Below are 21,265 nucleotides of genomic sequence, written 5' to 3' on the forward strand. Positions count from 1 at the left end.
CCGCCCCACATGCGGGCGGGCATCACGGCGCGGGCGAGACCATGGATGAGCTGACCTTCCACACGCGCCTGCACCAGGGCGGCACCATCCTGGATGTCGGCGCGCATGACGGGCTGCTCACCCTGCCCTTCGCGGCCCTGCCGCGCAGCCAGGTGCTGGCCTTCGAGCCGCTGCCCAGCGCCTTCGCGCGGCTCGATGCCGCGATCCGCGCCGCGCATGGCGGCGCCGTGCCCGCGCATGTCGCGCTGCGCCGCGAAGCCCTCGGCGCGGCGCCGGGGCGGCTCACGCTCTCGGTCCCGGTGCTCGATGGCGTGGTGCAGGAGCAATGGGCGAGCGCGGCCAAGGACTATGCCGGCTTCGGCTCCGTCACCGTCGAACGGCATGCGGTGGAGGTCGTGACCATCGACAGCCTCGGCCTGCATGACCTGGCGCATGTGAAGGTGGATGCCGAGGGGTTCGAGGAGGAGGTGCTGCGCGGAGCCGCGGAGACGCTGCGCCGCTGCCGCCCCGTGCTGAGCCTGGAGGTGGAGGAACGCCACCGCGCGGGCAGCACGCGGGACGTACCGGCGCTGCTGGAGGGCCTGGGCTACGCCGTCCACTACCACCACGCCGCCGCCTTCCAACCCCTCGCCACCTTCGATGCCGCGACGATGCAGGTGGCGTCGCCGGATCCCGCGGTGTTCGCGGCCTCCGACCCCTACATCTTCACCTTCTATGCCTGGCCGGTGGAACGGCAGGCGGAGGTCATCGCCCGGCTTGCGTGACCGGCTTGCGTGACCGGCGACGGCGCGGGACGCTGGCGCGGCATGGATCATTCCTGGCTCGCCTGGCTGCTCGCGCCCGTCGCCACCACCCTGATCGCGGGGCTGAAGGGCGCCTTCGGCGGCGGCTTCGCGCTGCTCGGCATCCCGCTGCTGGCGCTGGCGATGGACCCGGTGGAGGCCGGCGCCATGCTGGCCCCGCTGTTCCTGGCGATGGATGTGGCGGCCTTCCGCTACTGGAAGCCCGGCACCTGGTCGAAGCCCGACCTCAAGGTGCTGCTGCCGGGGCTGGCCATGGGCGTCGTCATCGGCACCGCCATCGTGGCGCTGCTGCCGCGCGATGGCGTGGCGCTGGCGATGGCCGTGGTCACGCTGGGCTTCGCGGCGAAGTATTTCCTCGGCCAGGGGGAGGTCGCGCCGCGGCCCCGCAGCGCGCTGCGCGGGGTGGCGGCGGGCACGGCATCCGGCATCACCACCATGCTGGCCCATTCCGGCGGGCCGCCGCTGGCGATGTACCTGCTGCCGCTGCAACTGCCCAAGGCCGTCTATGCCGGCACCACCAGCATCTACTTCACCATCGCCAACCTGCTGAAGGTCGGCCCCTGGCTGATGGCGGCACCGCCGACGCCCGGGACCTGGCTGCTGATGGCGGCCTGCCTGCCCTTCGTGTGGCTCGGCGTCTGGGGCGGCTGGACGCTGCACCAGCGGCTGGACCAGAAGCGGCTATACTGGTGGTGCCACCTGCTGCTGGTGGCGACGGGGCTCAAGCTGCTGTGGGACGGGCTGGCGGGCTGATCAGGGCGTTCACCTGCAACGCCAGCGCGGTTGCCACCAGCAGGGCGCAGGCGGCGTGCCCCGCCTGCCATTGCCGGCGCCAATTCACCCAGTCCGGCGGGATGGCGCCGAGGCGCGCCCCGGCGATGAGCGTATTGACCGGTGCGACCACCACCCACCAGGTCATGAAGGCCGCGACGATCAGCAGCGTGGCGAGCAAGGCGACGTGCCCTTCCTCCGTCCCCCGCCGCCACCAGGCTAGCGCCAGGCAGGCGATCGGCGCGCCGACATAGCCGACGGCGCCGATGATGGCGTAGCCCGCATACATGCGCTGCTGCACCGTCAGCCACACATCCGGCGGCAGGTTCCACTTGCCCGGCGCTTCCAGCACATGGCCGATCGGCCCCGCCAGCGCCAGCACCAGCAACCCCACCACGACAAGGCGCGCCCAATGCAGGCCCATGGCTTCATCCCCCATTGGCGCGGGCAACGCCGGCCGGCGGGATCGGTTGCGGAAACCGCTGTTGGCGTAACGGGATTCAGCGTTCCGGCGCGGCCAGCAGCCTGACCGGCGGCGGCAGCGCGAGCGGCGCGTCGCGGGCCACCGCGGGCAGCCACAGCACATCCTCGATATCCCGCGCGCCGGCCACCAGCATCGCCAGGCGATCGAAGCCGAGCGCGATGCCCGCGCCCTCCGGCATCCCCGCCTCCAGCGCCGCGAGGAATTCCTCATCGACGCCCCAGCCTTCCTCCCCGCTTTCCGCGCGCCGCGCCGCCACGTCGCGTTCGAAGCGCGCGCGCTGCTCCACCGGGTCCGTCAGCTCATCGAAGGCATTGGCGAGTTCGAGCCCTGCCACGAAGAGCTCGAACCGCAGCGCCACGCGGCCATCGCGCGGGTCGCGCCGCGCCAGCGCGGCCTGGGGCGCCGGCCAATGCGTCAGGAAGGTCGCGCGCCCGCGGCCGAGATGCGGTTCCACCCGCTCCAGCATCAGGCGGAAGAACCCGTCCTCCCACCCATCCGTCTCCGGCACATGCAGGCCGACGCGGGCGGCATTGGCGCGCAGCGTCGCGGCATCGCCCTCCCCGGTCGCGGGATCGACGGTGCCGAGGATGTCCATGCCCCGGCAATGGCGGCTGAAGGCCTCCGCCATGGTCAGACGCTCGAAGGGCAGCGAGAGGTCGCAGGCGGCATCGCCATGCGCGACATGGCGGGGTGCCACGGAGCGCAGCAGCAGCTCCGTCTCCTCCATCAGCGCGGCCATCCCCTGCCCCGGCGCATACCATTCGAGCATGGTGAATTCCGGCGCGTGGCGCGGGCTCGCCTCCCCGTTCCGCCACACCCGCGCCAGTTCGAAGACCTTCCCCGATCCGCCGACCAGCAGCCGCTTCAGCGCGAGTTCGGGCGAGGTGCGGAGCCAGAGCGGCAGGCGGGCCCCGACGCCGAGATGCGGTTCATAGGCGCTGGCGAAGGCGCGCAGATGCACCTCCATCCCCGGCACCGGCACCAGGCAGGGCGTCTCGGCCTCCGCATAGCCGCGGCCGGCGAAGAAGGCGCGCACATCGGCGGTGAGGCGCGCGCGGCGCCGGAGGAAGGGCAGCCGGGCCTGGAGCCTGGCCCAGGGATGATTAGCGGCCTCGGCCATGGACGCGCGCCCCGCATTGCGGTTTAGGGGGCGCGATCATGCCCGAAGCGCCCGCCCCCCACCACACCCGCACCATCCGCGATGCCGCCGGCCTGGCCGCCGCCGGCCTGGTGCCGGCCGCCGCCGTGCCGGGGCTGGAGGCGGTGCAGGCGCGCTATTCCATCGCGGTGACGCCCGCCATGGCGGCGCTGATCGATGCCGCCGACCCCGCCGACCCCATCGCCGCGCAATACATCCCGCGCGCCGAGGAACTGGTCACGGCCCCGCATGAGGTGCTGGACCCGACCGCCGACGAACCCTTCACGCCGCTTCCCGGCGTGGTGCATCGCTACCCCGACCGGGCGCTGCTGAAGCCGCTCCTCGCCTGCCCCGTCTATTGCCGCTTCTGCTTCCGGCGGGAGGTGGTGGGCCCCGATGGCGGGCTGCTGACGGAGGCGGCGCTGGAGGCGGCGCTCGCCTGGTTCGAGCGCACACCTGATGTGCGGGAGGTGATCCTGACCGGGGGCGATCCGCTGATCCTGTCGCCTCGGCGCCTGGGCGCCATCCTGGCGCGGCTGGCCGCCATCCCGCATGTCGAGATCCTGCGCATCCACAGCCGCGTGCCCGTCGCCGACCCCGCCCGCGTGACGGCGGCGCTGGCCGAGGCGCTGGCCACGGAGAAGCCGCTCTACCTCTGCGTCCATGCCAACCATGCGCGGGAGTTTTCCGCGGATGCCGCCACCGCGCTACGCCGGCTGACGCAGGCGGGCGTGGTACTGCTCGGCCAATCCGTGCTGCTGCGCGGCGTGAATGACAGCGCGGAGGCGCTGGAGGATTTGTTCCGCGCCATGCTGCGCCACCGCGTGAAGCCCTACTACCTGCACCAGCTGGACCACGCCCCCGGGACGGCGCGGTTCGAGGTTCCGCCGGAGGAAGGCCGCGCCCTGCTCCGCCAGCTCCGCCACCGCGTCACGGGCCTGGCCTGGCCGACCTATGTCCAGGAACGGCCGGGCGGCGCGGGGAAGGTGCCGCTGGGGCCGGTGTGGGACGTCGGCTAGCTACACGCCGTACACCCCGCCGACATGCCAGCCGCGATGCGGCAGGTCATCCAGGCTGCTGCCATCGAAGAAGATGCGCTTGGCGGGCTTGCCGCCGGGGTCCGTGCCATCGAAGGCCAGGACCTCCTTGGTCGGCATTTCCGCACAGAATTTGCCGGACGTGATCTGCACCTGCTTCGGCTTGCCGGGCGGCGTGCGGTGCTTCTCGATGTTGCCCTTGGTTCCCCATTCCGCGAGCCAGAGGTTGTAGGTGGAGCCCTGCACGAGCTCGCACTTCTCCACCAGGGCGATGTGCCGCCAGCGGAAACCCCGGGAATCCTTCTCCCCGAAGGTGCAGGCGACCGTGCCCTCGGTGATCGCGGCCGCGTCCGTGACCAGGTCGAGCGGCAGGCGGTTGCGCGTGGCATAGACGTCGGGCGTGGCGCCCAGCAGCTTCTCGCTTTTCCCGTAGCCGGTGGCGTAGGCGAAGATGGCTGAGGAGGGCGAGATGCCGAGCCAGTTGCCGACGAAGGTGTTGCAGTCCAGCCCGAACCACTTCTCCCCATAGGCCTTCGGGTTGCCGTTGGTCATGCCGCAGAAATGCGCGAGCCGCACGGCATCCGCGATCTCGTCCGGGGAGGCGCGGCAGGCATAGGCGCGGGAGAGGGAGGGGTCGTACCACTCCTCCGCCGGGTTGATCAGCGAATCATGCCCCTTGATGAAGAAGGGCTGCGACTGGGCGCGGACGGCGGCGGGGGATTTCAGCTTGAGCTTGGCGGCGAGCTTGGAGAGCAGGACGTAGTATTCGGCCTGGTTCTCCGGCGTCCATCCATTGACGTAGCGCTGGATGTCGAGCGTGACGGAGATGCCGAGGCGCGGATCGGCGATGGGGATGGCGTGGTAGAGGCCGGCATAGGCGGCGGGGGAATAGTAGGTCATGCGGGCGGGCTTCCTGGCTGCGGCCGGGCGGGGCGCCGGTGGGCCGGGAGGCTAGCGCGGGGGCGGCGGGGGAATGTGTTGCGCGTGTTGCGCGCGGGTCGATAGAATCAGGCGCGATGACGATCTGAGCGCTCCAATGTCTGAAGCCAAGCGAATCAGCGCTACTGAGTTCAAGGTCCGATGCCTCGAACTGCTAGACCGGCTACATGCCCGAGAGTGGGAGCGAGTTGAGGTAACCAAGCGCGGCAGGGTCGTGGCGGTGGTGACGGCGCCGGCGCCAACGACCGATGCCGCGGCTGGGCTGCACGGCTTCATGCGCGGAACTGTTAGTGGAACAGCGGATATCGACCCCACCGAACCGGCGTACCATTGCACTTACGCTAGACCCTCGCAGTAGGGGTATTTATTGCCCCCTTCGCCTCCGCATAAATTTAGGCCGTCGCATTCGTGGATGTTTTCGTCAGAATTTTCCAATAAACACCCATAACGTGCGCCGAGACCGCAATTTGTTCTCAACGCTCACGACAGGCGTCGCGAGTATTCTGACAAAAGGCCCGCACATTTCAAATCCGGCCTCAAAATTGGCGAGCGCCCGCTGTTTCCTTCAAGGATATCATACAGCATATCCGATATCATCTCAATGTTAGGCGCAGACAGACCGACGGCTGTGCCCATCACGTCAACGCCGCGCGCATTACCTGAATCGCGAAGAAATTCAATATTCTTCGGATGAAACGCACAGCCCAGAAACAGCAAATTCTCCGCTCGGCGAACCGCCATCTTTATGCCTTCACTTAAGGCTTGATCAGCCAATCCCTCGGTGAAGGTTTTTATCTTTCTTGCTGCAGCAAGAATTTTGCTTTCGTCAGCGGAAGCGCCGTATCCTATTTCGGGCAATTCACCGCTCTGCCATGCGAGCCGACCGATGGCTCCATACACGTGATAAATAGGAATTCGTGCTACAACCTGGGCAGCATCTTTTGAAGGGATCCAGAAATAATTAGTAACGGCCTGATGAAGGAAATGCTCAATACATCTGTCATAATTAAATACAATGAATGAAACATTCTCAAAGATGCGCGAAATATCCGATTTCTTCGCGTTCTCAAATAAAATCTTTTGCAGAACGCCTAGCCACGTGTGCTCAACATTCGAAAAATTTATGTGCTTCCGTATAGGATCTCCCCAAGAATCTTTCTCGACCTCTGTAGCGGTCAGCTTAGAACTCGCCTCCGCGCCGAGCAACTCCACAGCTATGGCGATTTTTCCAGCCAACTCAATGTCCACATCCCCACCGTGCGCGTCTATATAGTTGTCGATAGAAATTGCCTGCGGCATACCTGCGACGATTTTCTTAGCAGCGGCTACGAGTGGGTTCAGATCGCCAAGTCGACCATCTTTAAGCCGGACGGCTCGCCGAAAGGCGGCCAATATAGGCTCTGATCCGGACTGAACCCGACCTGCATCGGTTCGAATTGCGAGTGCTCTAGTGATGCGCTGCTTAAGTTCGAAGCCAACAGGCAACCCAAACTCGCTACTCGCGCCCGCCCCGACAACGAAAACGGTTGGCCGCCTGATCATTCGGCTCCCCTCGAACCGCACGCACTGACCGAAGTCAAAGGTACGATATAGTATCATTCTTGGTGCGCAAGACGCGGAACTGTCGCCGCCGCTTGCCCTCCCCTCCCCCACGTTGTAAGCGCCCCCGCACACTCCACACCCCGCTGATCCAGGACGCCCACCCGCCATGGCGAAGATGCAGGCCAACCAGATGCGTGCCGGCATGGTCATCGAATTCGAAGGCCAGCGCTACACCATCCTCAAGCAGAACATCATGATCCCCGGGAAGGGCGCCGCCGTCATCCAGGTGGAGATGCGCAACGTCCGCTCCGGCGCCAAGAAGGACCAGCGCTGGCGCACGGCCGATACTGTCGAACGCCTGACGACCGAGGACAAGGAATTCACCTTCTCCTACACTGAAGGCGACATGCTGGTCCTGATGGACCCCGAATCCTACGAACAGACCCAGGTGCCGAAGGAAATCCTCGGCGATCGCCTGCCCTTCCTGGTCGAGAACATGACGGTGAACGTCCGCCTGATCGAAGGAGAGCCCGTCTCCATGGACCTGCCGGAACAGGTGGTGCTCGAGGTTGTGGAGGCCGATCCCGTCGTGAAGGGCCAGACCGCCGCCTCCTCCTACAAGCCCGCCGTGCTCTCCAACGGCGTGAAGACCATGGTGCCGCCCTTCATCACGGTCGGCGAGAAGATCGTGGTGAAGACCGAGGACGGCTCCTACTACGAGCGCGCCAAGGGCTGACGCCCCGCCCTGGCACCAGGCCAGGGCCAAGACACCGCCTTCCCGGCCCGCACCCCGCAAGGGGGCGGGCCGTTCCGCTCTTTCCACCCCCGCATCCGGACCCCGCCCGCACCATGGCCGTCTCCCCTCGCCTCTCCCCCGCCATGTCCGTCGTCGTCAGCGCCGTGCAGAAGGCCGCGCGCCGCCTGCTGCGCGACTTCGGGGAGGTCGAGAACCTCCAGGTGACGTCGAAGGGCCCGGGCGATTTCGTCAGCCAGGCCGATTTCCGCGCCGAGCAGACGCTGCGGGAGGAACTGTCCCGCGCCCGCCCGGGCTGGGCCTTCCTCGGCGAGGAAGGCGGCCAGGCGGAGGGTGACTGGGAATGGCGCTGGGTGGTCGATCCGCTGGACGGCACCACCAACTTCCTGCACGGCATCCCGCACTGGGCGATCTCCGTGGGCATCGAGAAGCGGGTCGGCGACACCACCGAACTCGTCGGCGGCTGCATCTACAACCCCGCGGGGAACGAGCTCTTCTGGGCGGAGAAGGGCATGGGCGCCTACCTGAATGACAAGCGGCTGCGCGTCTCCGCGCGGCGGGACATGGTCTCGGCCGTCTTCGCCACGGGCATCCCCTTCGCCAAGGTGCAGCGCAAGGCCGAATTCACCGCGACGCTGGCGCGGCTGATGCCGCAGGTCGCGGGCGTGCGGCGCTTCGGCTCCGCGGCGCTCGACCTCGCCTGGGTCGCGGCCGGCCGCTACGAGGGGTTCTGGGAACTCGGCCTCAACAAGTGGGACATCGCCGCGGGCCTGGTCATCGTGAAGGAGGCCGGCGGCTTCGTCACCGACCCCGCCGGCGGCGACACGCATTACGAAACGGGCGACCTCGTCGTCGGCAACCAGGCGCTGCACCCGAAGCTCCGGGAAGTGGTGGCGGAAGGCATCGCCGCCGCCCAGGCCGCCCGCGCCACCATCGCGGAGCGGTAGGCCCGGGGCGCCTCACGCTGACAGGCCCGTCAATTCCGGTCTGGTGATTCCGCCGGGCCGGAAGTTCCTCTAGGGTGGCGCGATGCTCACGCGCCGCGCCCTCCTGGCCGCCCTGCCGGCCCCGCTGCTGCCCGCCCTGCCGGCGCATGCGCAGCATCGCGCGGCCCCGCCGCCGCCCCTCGCCCTGCCCGCCGGCATGTCGCCGCTGCGCGATGGCGCCTACCGGGTCGCCTTCCTCACCGGGCAATCCACGCTGCAGCCCGGCATGGCGCCGACCTTGGCCGAGATCGGCCGCCGCCTGGCCGCCGCCCATGCGCAGGGCACCGGCCGGATCACCATCGAAGGCCATGCCAGCGGCCCCGCGGCGGATGCCTCCACCGCGCGGCGCATCAGCCTCGCCCGCGCCAATGCGGTGCGGGATGCGCTGGTGGCGGGCGGGCTCGACGAGACTCGCGTCGATGTCCGCGCCCTCGGCCGCACCAGCGAAGCGCTCGACGCCGCCGATATCCTGCCCCCCGGCGCACTCCGCGCCGGCGAACGCCGCCCCGGGAGAAGCTGATCCGCATGACCAGCCCGACCACCTTCCTCTGGCGCATGCTGGCCTTCCTCGGCGCCGTCGCCGTGCTGGTCGCGCTGCTCTCGGGCGAACTCGCCCATGCCTTCGGCGCCAACATCCTGCTGAACAGCGTCATCGCCGCGGTGCTGCTGCTCGGCATCGGCTGGAACATCCGCCAGGTGCTGGCCCTGACGCGGGAGGTCGAGTGGCTGGATTCCTTCCGCAACCCCGCCATGGCCGGCACGGCGGAGCGTGCGCCGCGGCTGCTGGCGCCCATGGCCAGCATGTTCGCGCAGCGCCGGTCGGAACGCCTGACGCTTTCCGCCCAGGCCATGCGCAGCGTGCTGGATGGCATCGAGTCGCGCCTCGATGAGAGCCGGGAGCTGTCGCGCTACGCGACGGGGCTGCTGATCTTCCTCGGCTTGCTCGGCACCTTCTGGGGCCTGCTGCTGACCATCGGGTCCGTCTCCGACGTCATCACCAACATGTCGGTCGGCAGCGGCGACATCAACCAGCTTTTCAACCAGCTGAAGCAGGGGCTGGCGGAGCCGCTGCGCGGCATGTCCATCGCCTTCTCCTCCTCCATGCTCGGCCTCGCCGGCGCGCTGGTGCTGGGCTTCCTCGACCTCCAGGCCGGCCAGGCGCAGAGCCGCTTCTACGTGGAGCTGGAGGATTGGCTCGCTTCCGCCACGCGGCTTTCCTCCGGCGCCCTCGGCGCGGATGGGGAAGGCTCCATGCCCGCCTATGTCCAGGCGCTGCTGGAGCAGTCGGCCGAGAACATGGAGGAGCTGCACCGCGCCATCGCCCGCGGCGAGGAAGGGCGCATGCAGTCGAACCAGGCGCTGATGACGCTGACGGAGCGGCTTTCGATCCTGGCGGACCAGATGCGCGCGGCGCAGGTGCTGATGTCCCGCATGGCGGAAAGCCAGGCGACGCTGGCGCCCACCCTGGCGCGCATGGCGGAAGCCTCGGCCCAGGGCGCGCTGGATGAGGCGAGCCGCGGCCATATCCGCAACCAGGAACTCTACCTGGCGCGGATCCTGGAGGAGATGACCCAGGGCCGCATGCAGGCGACCAGCGAGATCCGGAGCGAGATCAAGGTGCTGGCCCGCACCATCGCGGCGCTGGCCGAGGAACCCCCGCGCTGATGGCACGCCGCGGCAGGCGCAATGGCGGGGGGGGCCTGGAGGCCTGGCCGGGCTATGTGGACGCGCTGTCCACGCTGCTCATGGTCATCATCTTCGTCCTGCTCGTCTTCGTGCTGGCGCAGGGCTTCCTCTCCGTCGCGCTGTCCTCGCGCGACCGCGCGCTGGAACGGCTGAACCGGCAGGTCAGCGAACTCTCCGAATTGCTGGCGCTGGAACGCGGCCAGGCGGAGGAGCTGCGCACCTCCCTCTCCCGCACCGCGGAGGAACTGCGCGCGAGCAGCGCGGCGCGGGAGGCGCTGGCCCGCAACTTCTCCATCCTGCGGGAGGAACGGGACCGGCTGGCGCAGGAGCGGGAGGCGACGCGGGCGGAGCGCGATCGCCTGGCCGCGCGCATCGCCGACCTCGACCTCGCGGCCGGCGGCGGCGCCGCGCGGATCGCGGAACTGGAGGGACGGCTGGCGGAAGCGCTGGCGCGCGCCGAGGCGGCGGGCGGCGACGCGGCCGCGACGGTCCGCACGCTGACGGATGCGCAGCGCCTGCTGGCCGCGGAACGCGCGGCGCTGGAAGCCGTGCGGCGGGACCTCGCGGCGGCGCGCGACCAGTCCGCGGCGCTGACGCGCGACCTCGCGCAGGAACGCGGGACGCGGGAGGCGACGCAGCGCGACCTGGCCCAGGAACGCGCGACGCGGGAGGCCACGCAGCGCGACCTCGCCGTGGCGCGCAACGAGATCACCGCTCTCAGCGGCAACCTCGGCGCCGAGCGCGACCAGCGCGCGCAGCGCGAGCGCGAGCTGGCGGAGGCGCGCGCCCAGGGCCAGGCGCTGGCGCGGGACCTCGCCGCCACGCGCCAGGCGCGCGACACGGCGACTGAAAGCCTGGAAGCCCGGCAGCGGGAGGCGGAGGCGCTGGCCCGCGACCTCGCCGCCGCCCGTGCCTCGCTGGCCGCCGCGCAGCGCGACATCGCGACGCTGCGGGAGGAGGCGGCCGCGCTGGACCGCACCGTGCGCGCCGATCGCGCGACGATCGAGGCGCGGCTGTCCGACATCGCGCGGCTGACGGACCAGATCCGCGGCCTGGAAGCGCTGCGGGACCAGCTGGAACGCCAGGCCGCTGCCGCGCTGGCGCGCGCGAATGACGAGGAGCGGCTGCGCGGCACCGCGGAAGCCGCGCTGGGCGAGGCGCAGCGCCTGCTGGCCAACGTTACCGGCCGCGCCACCACCGCCGAACGGGATGCCGCCGAGGCAGCCACCCGCGCCGCCGCCGCCGATCGCGCCGCCGCGGAATCCCGGCAGGCAACCGCCGCCGCGGAACGCGCCACCGCGGAAGCCAACGCCCGCGCGACCAATGCCGAGCGTGCGGCCGGTGAGGCGCGGCAGGCGGCCGGGGTCGCGGATGCGCGCGCCGCGGCGGCCGAGCGGGTGGCGCAGGAATCGCAGCGCGCCGCCCAGGACGCCGACCGCGCCCGCGCCGCCGCCACGCTGCTGGCCACGGAGGCGAGCCGCCGCGCGCAGGAGGCCGAGCGCGCGCGCGGCACGGCCGATGGCCAGGCGGCCGAATATGCCCGCCTGTCCGAAAGCGCCCGCGCCCAGGTCGCGCTGCTGACGCGCCAGCTGGAAGCGCTGCGCGCCGAACTCGCCCGCGTCGCCGCGACGCTGGAGGCGGAGGAGAATGCGGGCCGGGACAAGGACGCGCAGATCGTCAATCTCGGCCAGCGGCTGAACGCGGCGCTGGCCGCGCGGGTGGAGGAGTTGCAGCAATACCGCTCCGACTTCTTCGGCCGGCTGCGCCGCGTGCTGGGCGACCGGCCGGAGGTGCGGATCGTCGGTGACCGCTTCGTCTTCCAGTCGGAAGTGCTCTTCCCCGTGGGCGGGGCGGAGCTTTCCGCCGGCGGGCAGCAGCAGATCCGTGACCTCGCGCGCGTGCTGATCGACCTGGCCGCGCAGTTCCCGCCGGACCTCGCCTGGGTGCTGCGCGTGGATGGCCATGCGGATCGCAGCCCCATCCGCGGCGGCGGGCGCTTCGCCAGCAACTGGGAATTGTCGGCCGCGCGCTCCATCGCCGTGGCGCAGCTGCTGATGCAGGAAGGCCTGCCCTCCAACCGCCTGGCCGCCGCCGCCTTCGGCGATACCCAGCCGCTGGATGACCGCGACACGCCCGATGCCTTCGCCCGCAACCGGCGGATCGAGCTGCGGCTGGAAGCCGGCCCCGCCGGCACCCGCGCCGCGGCCCCGACGCCCGCGCGCAACACGCAGGAAGCCATCCGCGGCCTGGCCTGCGGGCGGGTGGCGGAGTTGCAGGGCGGCAGCCTGGTCGCCGGCATCGGGCCGCGCGGCAGCCAGGCGCGGCTGCGCGCCGCCCTGCCGGGCGCCACGCCGCGCCTCGCCATCGTCGAATTCGATGGCCCCTACTGCCCGGTGCTCGAAGCGCTGCGGCCGGTGGAGCCCTCCGCCAGCCCGGCCGCGCTGCGCATCGGCCTCGGCAACGGCAATCCGGTGCGGGAAGGCGATCCGCTGCTCTTCGACCTCGCGCTGCCGGACTGGGCGGCGCATGTGACGCTGATCTACCTCTCCGGCGACAACAAGGCCGTGACGCTGGAGACGCTGGGCCGGCAGCAGGCGGGGCAGCGGCTGCGGCTCGGCACGCCGCGCGCCAATTTCCCGGGCTGGCTGGCGGAGCCGCCCTTCGGCACGGACCTCGTCCTGGCCGTGGCGTCGGAAGCGCCGCTCTTCGCCACGCCGCGTCCCCTGATCGAACCGGTGGCGGATCTCGCCGCCGCGCTGCGCGGCGCCATCGCCGCATCCCGCGCCGCCGGCCAGCGCATCTCCGCCGACCTGACGGTGGTCGAGGTCACGGCCCGCTGACCGCGTCCCCCGCAACACGCCAACCCCTGCCTGGAAGCCCATGATGGTCCCGCAACTCCACATCGTCGATCACGCGCTGCTCGCCCATCGCCTGGCCGCGCTGCGCGATGCCGCCACGCCGTCCGCCCGCTTCCGGCGGCTGCTGGCGGAAATCGGCGCGCTGCTGACCATGGAGGCCACGCGCGGCCTGCCGACGGTGACGGCCAAGGTGACGACGCCGCTGACGGAGATGGACCACCGCATGCTGGCGGCGCCGGAGCCCGTGCTGGTCGCGGTGCTGCGCGCCGGGCTCGGCCTGATGGAAGGCGGCATGCAGGTGCTGCCGGAAGCGCCGGTCGGCCATGTCGGCCTGGTGCGGGACGAACACACGCTGAAGCCCAGCCAGTACATGCTGCGCATGCCGCCGGAGGTGAAGACGCGCGGCGCCATCCTGTTCGACCCCATGCTCGCCACCGGCGGCAGCGCCATCGCCGCCGTGCAGCGCGTGAAGGAAGCGGGCGCGCCGCAGCTGCGCTTCGTCTGCGTCGTTGCCGCGCCGGAAGGGGTCGCGAAGCTGGCCGCCGCGCATCCGGACGTGCCGATCTTCACCGCCGCGCTGGATGAGAAGCTGGACCATCGCGGCTTCATCGTGCCCGGCCTCGGCGATGCGGGCGACCGCTGCTTCGGCACCGAATGAGCGACCCCTTCGCCGCGCGCCGCAGCGCCTTCCGCGCGCTGCACCGGGAAGGCTGCTTCCTGCTGCCCAATCCCTGGGATGCCGGCAGCGCCCGCTACCTGGCGCGAGAGGGCTTCAAGGCGCTGGCCACCACCAGCAGCGGCGCCGCCTGGTCCCGCGGCCTGGCCGACGGGGCGATGGCGCTGGAGGCGACGCTGGAGTCCATCGCCACCATCGTCCAGGCGACGGAGTTGCCGGTGAACGCCGATTTCGGCCATGGCTTCGGCCGCGACGCGGCCGAGGTGGCGGAAGCCGTGACGCGCTGCGTCGCCACCGGCGTGGCCGGCCTGTCGGTGGAGGATGCGACGGGCGATCCGGCCCGCCCGCTCTTCCCGCTGGCCGAATCGGTCGCCCGCCTGCGGGCCGCGCGCGATGCCATCGATGCCAGCGGCGCCGATGTCATGCTGGTGGGCCGCGCCGAGTGTTTCCTGACCGGGCATCCGGACCCGCTTGCCGAATCGCTGCGCCGCGTCGCCGCCTATCGCGATGCCGGCGCCGCTGTGATCTACGTGCCGGGCCTCGCCACGCCGGCGGCGATCGAGGCCGTGGTCCGCGCCGCCGGGGACTGCCCCGTCAACGTCCTCGTGCATCGCCCCATCGGCCTGTCGCTGGCCGATCTTGCCGCACTCGGCGTGCGCCGCGTCAGCATCGGCGGCGCGCTGGCCGCCATCGCCTGGCGGGCCGTGACGGAAGCGGTCTCCCGCCTGAAATCAGGCGACCTCGAAGCGCTCGGCGCGCGGATGCCGGGCTCTCATCTGGATGAATATTTTGCTTGGCGTGGAGATATCTCCATGAATCCCGCGCAGTAAGACAGCGTCAACAGCCGGATTGGCAATTGAGGCGGAGGCCCGGGGCGCGAAGCCCCGGCAACAACTGCATCCGAGGCCATACGCCATGCTGACCGCGCTGAACCGCCTTCGCCTGCTGCCGAAACTGCTGGCCGCCATCGCGCTGGTCGGCGGCGTGGCCGCGATGCTGGGCTACAACGCCTACAGCGTGTCGAGGGATATCGAGGAGCGGTCGGACCTCAACCGCATCGCCAGCGACCGCGTCTTCGCCGCGGGACGGGCGACCAGCAACCTCCTCTCCTACGCCCGGGCGGTGGAGTTCCTGCCGATCGACCTGCCCGCGGAACGCCGCCAGACCTTCGAGCGGACGATGGAGCGCGAGCGCGCGCTGCTGAACGAGCGGATGGAGGAGGTCGCGCGAACCGCCTCCCCCGACGGGCAGCGGGACCTGGCCAAGGTGCGGGAGACGCTGGCCGCCTATGACCCCGTCGCGCTGCGCATCCGCGACATGTCCCGCGAACGCCGCTTCGAGGAAGCCGGGACGCTGGCGCTGGAGGCGGCGCGCCAGGTCGCGGAGGCCCGCAACCTGCTGCGCCAGGTCGAGGAGCGCGCGGCCAGGCTCTCCGCCGCCCAGCATGAGGAGACGGATCTCGCGCTGGCCAGCATCCAGCGCACCACCATCCTCTCCGTCGGCCTCGGCGTGCCGGCGACGCTGCTGCTGGCCGGGCTGATCGTGCTCTTCGCCGTCATCCGGCCGCTGCGGATGCTGACGGCCACGCTCTCCTCCATCGCCGATGGCAAGCTGGACCAGGCGGTGCCCGGCACGGATCGCGGCGACGAACTCGGCGCCATGGCGATCGCGGTGGAGACGCTGAAGCAGAACTCCATCCGCGCCCGCCACCTGGAAGCGGAAGCCGCGGAGGCGCGCGAGACCGCCGACCGCGAGCGCCGCGCCACCTCCCTGAAGCTGGCCGAGCAGATCGAGACCTCGCTCGGCGCCGTGGCCGCCACGCTGGGTGCGGCGGCGACGCAGCTCGATGCCTCCGCCACCACGGTCGGGCAGACCGCGATCCATACCCAGGAACAGACCGCCGGCGCCGCCACGGGCGCGCAGCAGGCCAGCAATTCGGTGCAGACCGTCGCCGCGGCGGCGGAGGAGCTTTCCGCCACCGTCTCCGAGATCGCCCGCCAGGTCGCCTCCTCCGCCACCGCGACCGGGGAGGCCGCGGACCGTGCCCGTGCGACGGACAGCACGGTGGCGGCCCTGGCCGATGGCGCGCGCAAGATCGGGGAGGTGACGCGCCTGATCGGCGACATCGCCGGGCAGACCAACCTCCTCGCCCTGAATGCCACCATCGAGGCGGCCCGCGCGGGGGAGGCCGGCAAGGGCTTCGCCGTGGTGGCCGGCGAGGTGAAGACGCTGGCCGCCCAGACCGCCAAGGCGACGGAAGAGGTGAACCGCCAGATCGCCGAGATCCAGGCCACGACCCGCGCCGCCGTGGAGGCCATCCGCGGCATCGGGGAGGCGGTGGACAAGGCCAGCACCACGGCCACCGCCATCGCCTCCGCCGTCGAGGAGCAGGGCGCCGCGACGCGGGAGATCGCGCGGGCGGCGAATGACGCGGCCATCGGCACGCGCACCGTCTCCGGCGGCATCGCCGGCGTGGGGGAAGCGGCGCGGGAAGCGGTGATGGCGCTGCAGGAAGTGAAGCGCGCCAGCGGCGAGGTCGCCCGCCAGGGCGAGGCGCTGAAGGGCGCGATCGGCGACCTGGCGAGCCAGCTTCGCCGCCAGGCCGCGGCCTGAGGCCGGCGCCCCCGCCCACCGGCGGGGGCTTCGCCTACAGGATCGTCGCCTCGAAGGGTGTCTTCAGGTCGGGCGCGTCGAACTCCACCACCCAGAGATCGGGGTCCCGCTTCACCTGGCGGGCGACATAGGCGTCCGCCGCCTCGTCATCGACCGGCGCGGGGCCCGTGCCGCGCAGCCAGGCGGGGCGGCCTTCGGCGTCCCGCACCTGGGACAGGACCACGATCCCCTCCCTGCCCCGCAGCACACAGAGGATGCCGCCCGAATCCGGGTCCCCCTTGCGCAGCACCGCGCCCGACCGCCCGGCGATGTCGGACAGGCGCAATGCCATCGAAACCCAGATGCCGGCCTTCACGCGTGGATCCATGGGGCCGCACCCTCGGCCCAGCCGGGCCCGGTGGCAAGCGGCACCTGTCGCCGCCGGCACTACCCTTGCGAAGCGGGCCGCGCCGCGCCATTCACTGGCGCGAGAGGGAGTGCTTCCGCCCATGGCCAAGCCGCAGGAACTCACCGAGGGTCAGCGCGCCTATGAGGCGAAGCGCGCCGCCAAGGCCGGCATGACGCTGGAGAAGTGGCTGGCGGAGAAGGAACGCCGGGCGAAGCAGGAAGCGGCCGAGGCCGCCAAGGCCGCGGAGGCCGAGAAGCCGCCCGCGCCCAAGGGCTGGTTCGGCCGGCTGCTCGACAAGGCGCACCAGCCCCTGAAGAAGTAGCGGCCGGTCACAGCATCCGCATCAGCGTGCCGTCCTTGCGGATGGCGTGGTGGAAGATGGCGCCGCCGATATGCGCCGCCAGCAGCGGCAGGAACAGCCAGCCGATGATGCTGTGCGCCCAGTGCAGCGCCACGGCCAGTCCCTCCCACGGCTCCATGAATTTCGGCAGGTCGATGAAGCCGAGGAAGGCGGTCGCCCCCTGGAGCGGGAAGCCATAGGCATTGGTGGTGAAGAAGCCGAGCAGCGGCTGCAGGATCAGCGCGGCGTAGAGCGCATGGTGCACCCCCGCGGCCGCGGCGCGCATGGAAGCCGGCAGGTGGTCCGGCAGCGCGGGCGGCCGGCTGATGCCGCGCCAGGCCAGGCGCATCACGGCCAGGGCCAGGATCAGCAGCCCGATGCTCTCATGCAGCGCGTAGAAAGGCATCTTCGGGTCATCCTTGATGAAGCGGATGACCAGGCCGGAGGCCAGCGCCAGCCCCATCAGCGGCACCGTGACCCAGTGGAACAGCTTCGCGAGTGCCGAATACTGGCCATCGGGGTGCATGGCGTCCTGGCCGCGAAGGGGCTGAACCGCGCTGGTGCTCGACATCGGACATCCTCTCCCGGCCTCGATGCCACTATGGCATGACCGGCCCCGGCCAGAGGAAGCGAAAGCCGTGATCGCCGCCCATGCGGATTGGAGCATCAGCCCCGGCAAGCGCTGGATCGCCGTGGCGCGCCGGCAGGGCGATGCCTGGCGGGCGGAGGCGCCGCGCCCGGTGGGCGATACCGCCGCGCTGCTGCCGGGGCTGCTCGCGCATGGCGATCCCGTCGCGCTCGGCCTCGACCTGCCGCTTGGCGTGCCGCGGGAATGGGCGGCGGCGCGGCCCGAATCGGGGTTTCGCCAATTCCTGTCCGGCCTCGGCGCGACGCCGGAGTTCTTCGCCGTCAGCGCGACGCTGGAGACGGTCTGCCCCGCGCGCCCCTTCTACCCCGCCCGCGGCGTGAAGGGCATGACGCGCGCGGCGCATGCGGCGGCGCTGGGCCTGGCATCGGCCCAGGGCCTGTCCCGCTGGTGCGACCGCGCCACCGCGCTGCGCCCGGCCGGCGCGCCGGTGTTCTGGACGTTGGGCGCCAACCAATCCGGCAAGGCGGCCATCGCCGCCTGGCGGGACTGGCTGGTGCCCGCCCTGGCGGCCGGCGCGCCGGTCTCGCTCTGGCCCTTCGATGGCCCGCTGCACGCCCTGCTCGCCCCCGGCCGGGCCGTGCTGGCGGAGGTCTATCCGGCGGAGGCGCTGCGCCAGCTCGGCCTCGTCATGCCCGGCAGCAAGCGGGCGGAGGCACCGCGCCGGGCGATGGCCGAGCCCCTGGCGGCCGCCATGGCGCGGCTCGGCGTCATGCCCTCCCCGGCGCTTTCGGCCATGATGCGCGATGGCTTCGGCGCCGATGCGGCGGGTGAGGACCGGATGGATTGCGTGCTCGGCCTGCTCGCGCTGATCGCGGTGCTGGATGGGCGGCAGCCCGACCATGTGCCGGAGGATCCCTGGATCCGCCGCTGGGAAGGCTGGGTGCTGGGGCAGGTGGAGATGCCGCGATAACCTTCGAGGATGATGCGGCGCTCGCCGCCCATGTGCAGGCGCTGCGGGACGCCACCCTTCCCAAGGCGCGATGGACCCACAAGGGCCATGTCGCCGCGACGGCCGGGCTGATGCTGCTGCACCCCGGACTGCCGCCGGAGGATGCGCTGCCCGGCCTGATCCGCAGGCTGAACGACAGCCACGGCGTGCCCAACAACGACATGCGCGGCTACCACCACACCATCACGCTGTTCTTCGTGGCCGCGCTGCGCGCCGCGCTGGCGGCGGATGACGCCAGCCTGCCGCCGCATGCACGGGTCAACGCCGTGCTCGCCGGGCCGCTCGGCGCCGGCAAGCGCATCATGGCCTCCTACTGGTCGGAAGCGGTGCTGTTCTCCGTCGCCGCGCGGCGCGGCTGGGTGGCGCCGGACCTGGCGCCGATCCCCTACCCGATCGGCGGGTAGAGGCCCGCGCCCCGCGCGGCCTGCTTCACCAGCGCCACCAGCAGCGACAGGTTGGGCGCGCTCGCGCCGGTCAGTGCCGCCAGTTTCAGCGGCACGCCGAACAACGCGTCGATCTCCATCGGCCGGCCGAGTTCCAGGTCCTGCAGGATGGATGGCTTGTGCTGCATGTTGCTGGCGGCGACGCGATCGATGACGTCGTCGGGGATGGTGATGCCGAGCGAGGCGGCGATGCCGCGCCCTTCCTCCGCGATGGTACGCGCCATGGCGCGCAGCGCGGGATCGGAGAGGCTGTCCCGCACCCCGCGCCGCGTCAGCGTGCAGATCGGGCCGGAGGAGAGGTTGCCGAGCAGCTTGGACCAGACCGCCGCGCGGATCGTGGGCGTGACCGGGCTCGGCATGCCGCCGGCTTCCAGCACCGCCGACAGCGCCTTCGCCCGGTCGCTGAGCCTGCCATCCGGCTCGCCCAGGATGACGCGGATGTTGCCGTGTTCGGACTTCACCACGCCGGGCGCGATCACCTCCGTCGCGGAATAGACGACGCCGCCGATGGTGCGGTCGATGCCGACCGCACGCTCCAGCACACCCTCGGGATCGATCTCCGGCAGCCGCAACCCGGGCATGGGCACGTCGCCCGCCAGGAAATACCACCAGGGTATGCCGTTCATGACGAAGGCGACGGGCGTCGCGGGCCCCAGCAGCGGGCCGATGCCGGCGGCCACGGCGGGCAGCGCCGGCGCCTTCACCGTCACGATCACGGCATCCTGCGGGCCGAGTTCCGCGGGATCAGCGCTGGCCCGCACGGGCACGACATGCGTGCCGTCATGCGCGTGCACGGTCAGGCCATTGGCCTGCATGGCGGCCAGGTGCGCGCCGCGCGCCACCACCGAAACCTCCGCGCCCCCGCGTGCGAGGCGCGCCGCCAGATGCCCGCCGATGGCGCCCGCGCCGAAGACGCAGATCCTCAAGACAGCAGTTCCAGCGCCGCGCGGCTCAAGGCCTGCACGCCGAGGCCGATGCAGCGTTCGTCGGGCTGGTACTTGTCGTTGTGCAGCCGGTCGTCGCGCCCTTCCGCGCCGCTGCCGATGCGCAGCTGGAAGGAAGGCGCGCGGGCGGCGAATTCGGCGAAATCCTCGCTGCCCATGGAGGCTTCGCCCTCCTCCACCACCTCGCCGAACTGCGCGCGCACCGCGGCCATCGTCGGCTCCAGCACGCGATCGTCATTCACCAGCGGCGGCACCTTGCGCTGGTAGTCCAGCGTGCAGGCCACGCGCATCGTCGTCTCCAGCCCCGCGACCAGGCGGCGGATCGCGTCCTCCGCCGTGTCGCGCGCCGCAGCGTGCAGCGTGCGCACCGTGCCGCGCAGATGCACGCGCTCGGGGATGATGTTGTAGGTGGTGCCACCGGTGAACTGCGCGATCGTCACCACGGCGGGATGCAGCGGCTTGATCTCCCGGCTCACCACCGTCTGCGCCTGCGCGACGAAGCTCGCGGCGGCGACGATGGGATCGATGGCGGCGTAGGGATGCGCCGCGTGGCCCGACTTGCCGCGCACGATGAGGTCGAAGCGGTCGGAGGCCGCGAGGCAGGCGCCGCGCGCGAAGCCGAAGGTGCCGACCTTCATGTCGGGATGGTTGTGGAAGCCGAGCGCGAGGTCGATGCCCTCCGCCGCCCCGTCCGCGATCATCGCGCTAGCGCCTTCAAGAATCTCCTCGGCCGGCTGGAACACCAGCATCACGCGGCCCGCGAGCTGCGGCGCCAGGTCGCGCAGCACGGCCGCGACGCCGAGCAGCGTGGTGGTGTGGATGTCGTGGCCGCAGGCATGCATCTTCCCCGCGACGGTGCTGGCATAGGGAAGGCCGGTATCCTCGTGGATGGGCAGCGCATCCATGTCCGCGCGGATCGCGAGCGTGGGTCCCGGGCGCCCACCTTCGATGACGCCGAGAACGCCGGTGCGGCCAAGCCCCGTGCGGTGCGGGATCGCCAGACGCGCGAGCTCGGCGGCAACGATACCCGCGGTGCGTGTCTCCTCGAAGGCCAGTTCGGGGTGCGCGTGCAGGTCCCGGCGGATGGCGACCAGCGCGGGCTCCATGGCCGAAACGGCGTCCCGGATGCGACGCCCGGGATCGTTGATGAGCATCAGCGTTGACTCCGCGCAACTTCCTGGCGCCATGGTAGGTGAAGAAGTGGTCATGGCAAGAAGCAGCGGCTTGCGATTGCTGGAAACTGCGTGCCATACGCCTGCCAACGT

At 71.1% G+C, this 21,265-nt stretch carries 22 protein-coding genes; 14 read left to right on the top strand and 8 right to left on the bottom strand.

Annotated elements, in window-relative coordinates; genetic code table 11:
- Window positions 1-41 precede the first annotated feature (41 nt).
- Window positions 42-764 (top strand): FkbM family methyltransferase, encoded by a 723-nt coding sequence (locus JJI54_RS13670; RefSeq protein WP_203073567.1) that lies wholly within the window; start codon window positions 42-44, stop codon window positions 762-764.
- A 42-nt stretch (window positions 765-806) separates the two neighbouring features.
- Window positions 807-1,556 carry a sulfite exporter TauE/SafE family protein gene (locus JJI54_RS13675; RefSeq protein ID WP_203073568.1) on the top strand — a complete coding sequence of 250 codons (750 nt, stop codon included), beginning with the start codon at window positions 807-809 and terminating at the stop codon, window positions 1,554-1,556.
- Here the strand turns inward: JJI54_RS13675 and JJI54_RS13680 are convergent.
- Window positions 1,525-1,998, bottom strand: a complete 474-nt coding sequence (locus JJI54_RS13680) for a hypothetical protein (RefSeq protein ID WP_203073569.1) — start codon at window positions 1,996-1,998, stop codon at window positions 1,525-1,527. The two genes, JJI54_RS13675 and JJI54_RS13680, sit on opposite strands and share 32 nt — an antisense overlap.
- Window positions 1,999-2,074: 76 nt before the next feature.
- On the bottom strand, window positions 2,075-3,178 hold the full coding sequence (epmA, locus tag JJI54_RS13685; RefSeq protein WP_203073570.1) for an EF-P lysine aminoacylase EpmA: 1,104 nt from the start codon (window positions 3,176-3,178) through the stop codon (window positions 2,075-2,077).
- Between the two features lie 38 nt (window positions 3,179-3,216).
- Between epmA and JJI54_RS13690 the strand changes: the two genes are divergently transcribed.
- The gene (locus tag JJI54_RS13690; RefSeq protein WP_203073571.1) at window positions 3,217-4,215 is read left to right on the top strand and encodes a lysine-2,3-aminomutase-like protein; all 999 of its coding nucleotides are present in this window, start codon (window positions 3,217-3,219) and stop codon (window positions 4,213-4,215) included.
- Here the strand turns inward: JJI54_RS13690 and JJI54_RS13695 are convergent, their stop codons facing one another.
- Together JJI54_RS13695 and JJI54_RS13700 are read right to left on the bottom strand one after the other, a co-directional pair.
- On the bottom strand, window positions 4,216-5,133 hold the full coding sequence (locus JJI54_RS13695) for a hypothetical protein (protein ID WP_203073572.1): 918 nt from the start codon (window positions 5,131-5,133) through the stop codon (window positions 4,216-4,218).
- 519 nt (window positions 5,134-5,652) lie between these two features.
- Window positions 5,653-6,714 carry a hypothetical protein gene (locus JJI54_RS13700; RefSeq protein ID WP_203073573.1) on the bottom strand — a complete coding sequence of 354 codons (1,062 nt, stop codon included), beginning with the start codon at window positions 6,712-6,714 and terminating at the stop codon, window positions 5,653-5,655.
- Window positions 6,715-6,880: 166 nt separating this feature from the next.
- On the opposite strand from JJI54_RS13700, the gene efp reads away from it, so the two are divergent.
- The 8 genes from efp to JJI54_RS13740 all read left to right on the top strand — a co-directional run bounded on the left by efp (window position 6,881) and on the right by JJI54_RS13740 (window position 16,287).
- Window positions 6,881-7,450: an elongation factor P gene (efp, locus tag JJI54_RS13705; RefSeq protein WP_203073574.1), complete on the top strand. Its 570-nt coding sequence runs from the start codon at window positions 6,881-6,883 to the stop codon at window positions 7,448-7,450.
- Window positions 7,451-7,563: 113 nt separating this feature from the next.
- Window positions 7,564-8,415 (top strand): inositol monophosphatase family protein, encoded by an 852-nt coding sequence (locus tag JJI54_RS13710; RefSeq protein WP_203073575.1) that lies wholly within the window; start codon window positions 7,564-7,566, stop codon window positions 8,413-8,415.
- A gap of 82 nt (window positions 8,416-8,497) precedes the next feature.
- Window positions 8,498-8,974 (top strand): OmpA family protein, encoded by a 477-nt coding sequence (locus tag JJI54_RS13715; RefSeq protein ID WP_203073576.1) that lies wholly within the window; start codon window positions 8,498-8,500, stop codon window positions 8,972-8,974.
- A 5-nt stretch (window positions 8,975-8,979) separates the two neighbouring features.
- A complete protein-coding gene (locus JJI54_RS13720; RefSeq protein WP_203073577.1) occupies window positions 8,980-10,119 on the top strand; it encodes a flagellar motor protein MotA in 1,140 nt (379 codons plus the stop codon).
- A complete protein-coding gene (locus JJI54_RS13725; RefSeq protein ID WP_226381753.1) occupies window positions 10,119-12,980 on the top strand; it encodes a peptidoglycan -binding protein in 2,862 nt (953 codons plus the stop codon). Before JJI54_RS13720 ends, JJI54_RS13725 begins: the two co-directional genes overlap by 1 nt.
- Window positions 12,981-13,023: 43 nt before the next feature.
- On the top strand, window positions 13,024-13,656 hold the full coding sequence (gene upp, locus JJI54_RS13730) for a uracil phosphoribosyltransferase (RefSeq protein WP_203073578.1): 633 nt from the start codon (window positions 13,024-13,026) through the stop codon (window positions 13,654-13,656).
- Complete coding sequence (locus JJI54_RS13735; protein ID WP_203073579.1) at window positions 13,653-14,504, top strand: isocitrate lyase/PEP mutase family protein; 852 nt, start codon at window positions 13,653-13,655, stop codon at window positions 14,502-14,504. The genes upp and JJI54_RS13735 overlap by 4 nt, the downstream gene beginning before the upstream one ends.
- An 85-nt stretch (window positions 14,505-14,589) precedes the next feature.
- The gene (locus JJI54_RS13740) at window positions 14,590-16,287 is read left to right on the top strand and encodes a methyl-accepting chemotaxis protein (protein ID WP_203073580.1); all 1,698 of its coding nucleotides are present in this window, start codon (window positions 14,590-14,592) and stop codon (window positions 16,285-16,287) included.
- Between the two features lie 34 nt (window positions 16,288-16,321).
- Here JJI54_RS13740 and JJI54_RS13745 read toward each other — a convergent pair whose 3' ends face one another.
- A complete protein-coding gene (locus JJI54_RS13745; protein WP_203073581.1) occupies window positions 16,322-16,654 on the bottom strand; it encodes a DUF1491 family protein in 333 nt (110 codons plus the stop codon).
- A 121-nt stretch (window positions 16,655-16,775) separates the two neighbouring features.
- On the opposite strand from JJI54_RS13745, the gene JJI54_RS13750 reads away from it, so the two are divergent.
- Window positions 16,776-16,997 (top strand): hypothetical protein, encoded by a 222-nt coding sequence (locus JJI54_RS13750; RefSeq protein WP_203073582.1) that lies wholly within the window; start codon window positions 16,776-16,778, stop codon window positions 16,995-16,997.
- Between the two features lie 7 nt (window positions 16,998-17,004).
- Here JJI54_RS13750 and JJI54_RS13755 read toward each other — a convergent pair whose 3' ends face one another.
- Window positions 17,005-17,586 carry a cytochrome b gene (locus tag JJI54_RS13755; protein WP_203073583.1) on the bottom strand — a complete coding sequence of 194 codons (582 nt, stop codon included), beginning with the start codon at window positions 17,584-17,586 and terminating at the stop codon, window positions 17,005-17,007.
- Between the two features lie 67 nt (window positions 17,587-17,653).
- Here JJI54_RS13755 and JJI54_RS13760 point away from each other — a divergent pair, with 67 nt between their 5' ends.
- Both JJI54_RS13760 and JJI54_RS13765 read left to right on the top strand, forming a co-directional pair.
- Window positions 17,654-18,574, top strand: coding sequence for a DUF429 domain-containing protein (locus JJI54_RS13760; protein WP_203073584.1), 921 nt, complete (start codon window positions 17,654-17,656; stop codon window positions 18,572-18,574).
- A 32-nt stretch (window positions 18,575-18,606) separates the two neighbouring features.
- Window positions 18,607-19,017: a hypothetical protein gene (locus tag JJI54_RS13765; RefSeq protein ID WP_203073585.1), complete on the top strand. Its 411-nt coding sequence runs from the start codon at window positions 18,607-18,609 to the stop codon at window positions 19,015-19,017.
- Here JJI54_RS13765 and JJI54_RS13770 read toward each other — a convergent pair.
- Complete coding sequence (locus JJI54_RS13770; protein WP_203073586.1) at window positions 18,999-19,982, bottom strand: ketopantoate reductase family protein; 984 nt, start codon at window positions 19,980-19,982, stop codon at window positions 18,999-19,001. The two genes, JJI54_RS13765 and JJI54_RS13770, sit on opposite strands and share 19 nt — an antisense overlap.
- Window positions 19,979-21,154: a M20 metallopeptidase family protein gene (locus JJI54_RS13775; protein ID WP_203073587.1), complete on the bottom strand. Its 1,176-nt coding sequence runs from the start codon at window positions 21,152-21,154 to the stop codon at window positions 19,979-19,981. Before JJI54_RS13775 ends, JJI54_RS13770 begins: the two co-directional genes overlap by 4 nt.
- Window positions 21,155-21,265 lie beyond the last annotated feature (111 nt).

Origin of the sequence: Falsiroseomonas ponticola, from assembly GCF_016805305.1 — a bacterium.
GTDB classification, from domain to species: domain Bacteria; phylum Pseudomonadota; class Alphaproteobacteria; order Acetobacterales; family Acetobacteraceae; genus Falsiroseomonas; species Falsiroseomonas ponticola.

Coding starts and splice junctions, on each gene's coding strand:
- JJI54_RS13670 (WP_203073567.1), top strand. CDS start 42: ATGGATGAGCTGACCTTCCACACGCGCCTGCACCAGGGCGGCACCATC.
- JJI54_RS13675 (WP_203073568.1), top strand. CDS start 807: ATGGATCATTCCTGGCTCGCCTGGCTGCTCGCGCCCGTCGCCACCACC.
- JJI54_RS13680 (WP_203073569.1), bottom strand. CDS start 1,998: ATGGGCCTGCATTGGGCGCGCCTTGTCGTGGTGGGGTTGCTGGTGCTG.
- epmA (WP_203073570.1), bottom strand. CDS start 3,178: ATGGCCGAGGCCGCTAATCATCCCTGGGCCAGGCTCCAGGCCCGGCTG.
- JJI54_RS13690 (WP_203073571.1), top strand. CDS start 3,217: ATGCCCGAAGCGCCCGCCCCCCACCACACCCGCACCATCCGCGATGCC.
- JJI54_RS13695 (WP_203073572.1), bottom strand. CDS start 5,133: ATGACCTACTATTCCCCCGCCGCCTATGCCGGCCTCTACCACGCCATC.
- JJI54_RS13700 (WP_203073573.1), bottom strand. CDS start 6,714: ATGATCAGGCGGCCAACCGTTTTCGTTGTCGGGGCGGGCGCGAGTAGC.
- efp (WP_203073574.1), top strand. CDS start 6,881: ATGGCGAAGATGCAGGCCAACCAGATGCGTGCCGGCATGGTCATCGAA.
- JJI54_RS13710 (WP_203073575.1), top strand. CDS start 7,564: ATGGCCGTCTCCCCTCGCCTCTCCCCCGCCATGTCCGTCGTCGTCAGC.
- JJI54_RS13715 (WP_203073576.1), top strand. CDS start 8,498: ATGCTCACGCGCCGCGCCCTCCTGGCCGCCCTGCCGGCCCCGCTGCTG.
- JJI54_RS13720 (WP_203073577.1), top strand. CDS start 8,980: ATGACCAGCCCGACCACCTTCCTCTGGCGCATGCTGGCCTTCCTCGGC.
- JJI54_RS13725 (WP_226381753.1), top strand. CDS start 10,119: ATGGCACGCCGCGGCAGGCGCAATGGCGGGGGGGGCCTGGAGGCCTGG.
- upp (WP_203073578.1), top strand. CDS start 13,024: ATGGTCCCGCAACTCCACATCGTCGATCACGCGCTGCTCGCCCATCGC.
- JJI54_RS13735 (WP_203073579.1), top strand. CDS start 13,653: ATGAGCGACCCCTTCGCCGCGCGCCGCAGCGCCTTCCGCGCGCTGCAC.
- JJI54_RS13740 (WP_203073580.1), top strand. CDS start 14,590: ATGCTGACCGCGCTGAACCGCCTTCGCCTGCTGCCGAAACTGCTGGCC.
- JJI54_RS13745 (WP_203073581.1), bottom strand. CDS start 16,654: ATGGATCCACGCGTGAAGGCCGGCATCTGGGTTTCGATGGCATTGCGC.
- JJI54_RS13750 (WP_203073582.1), top strand. CDS start 16,776: ATGGCCAAGCCGCAGGAACTCACCGAGGGTCAGCGCGCCTATGAGGCG.
- JJI54_RS13755 (WP_203073583.1), bottom strand. CDS start 17,586: ATGTCGAGCACCAGCGCGGTTCAGCCCCTTCGCGGCCAGGACGCCATG.
- JJI54_RS13775 (WP_203073587.1), bottom strand. CDS start 21,154: ATGCTCATCAACGATCCCGGGCGTCGCATCCGGGACGCCGTTTCGGCC.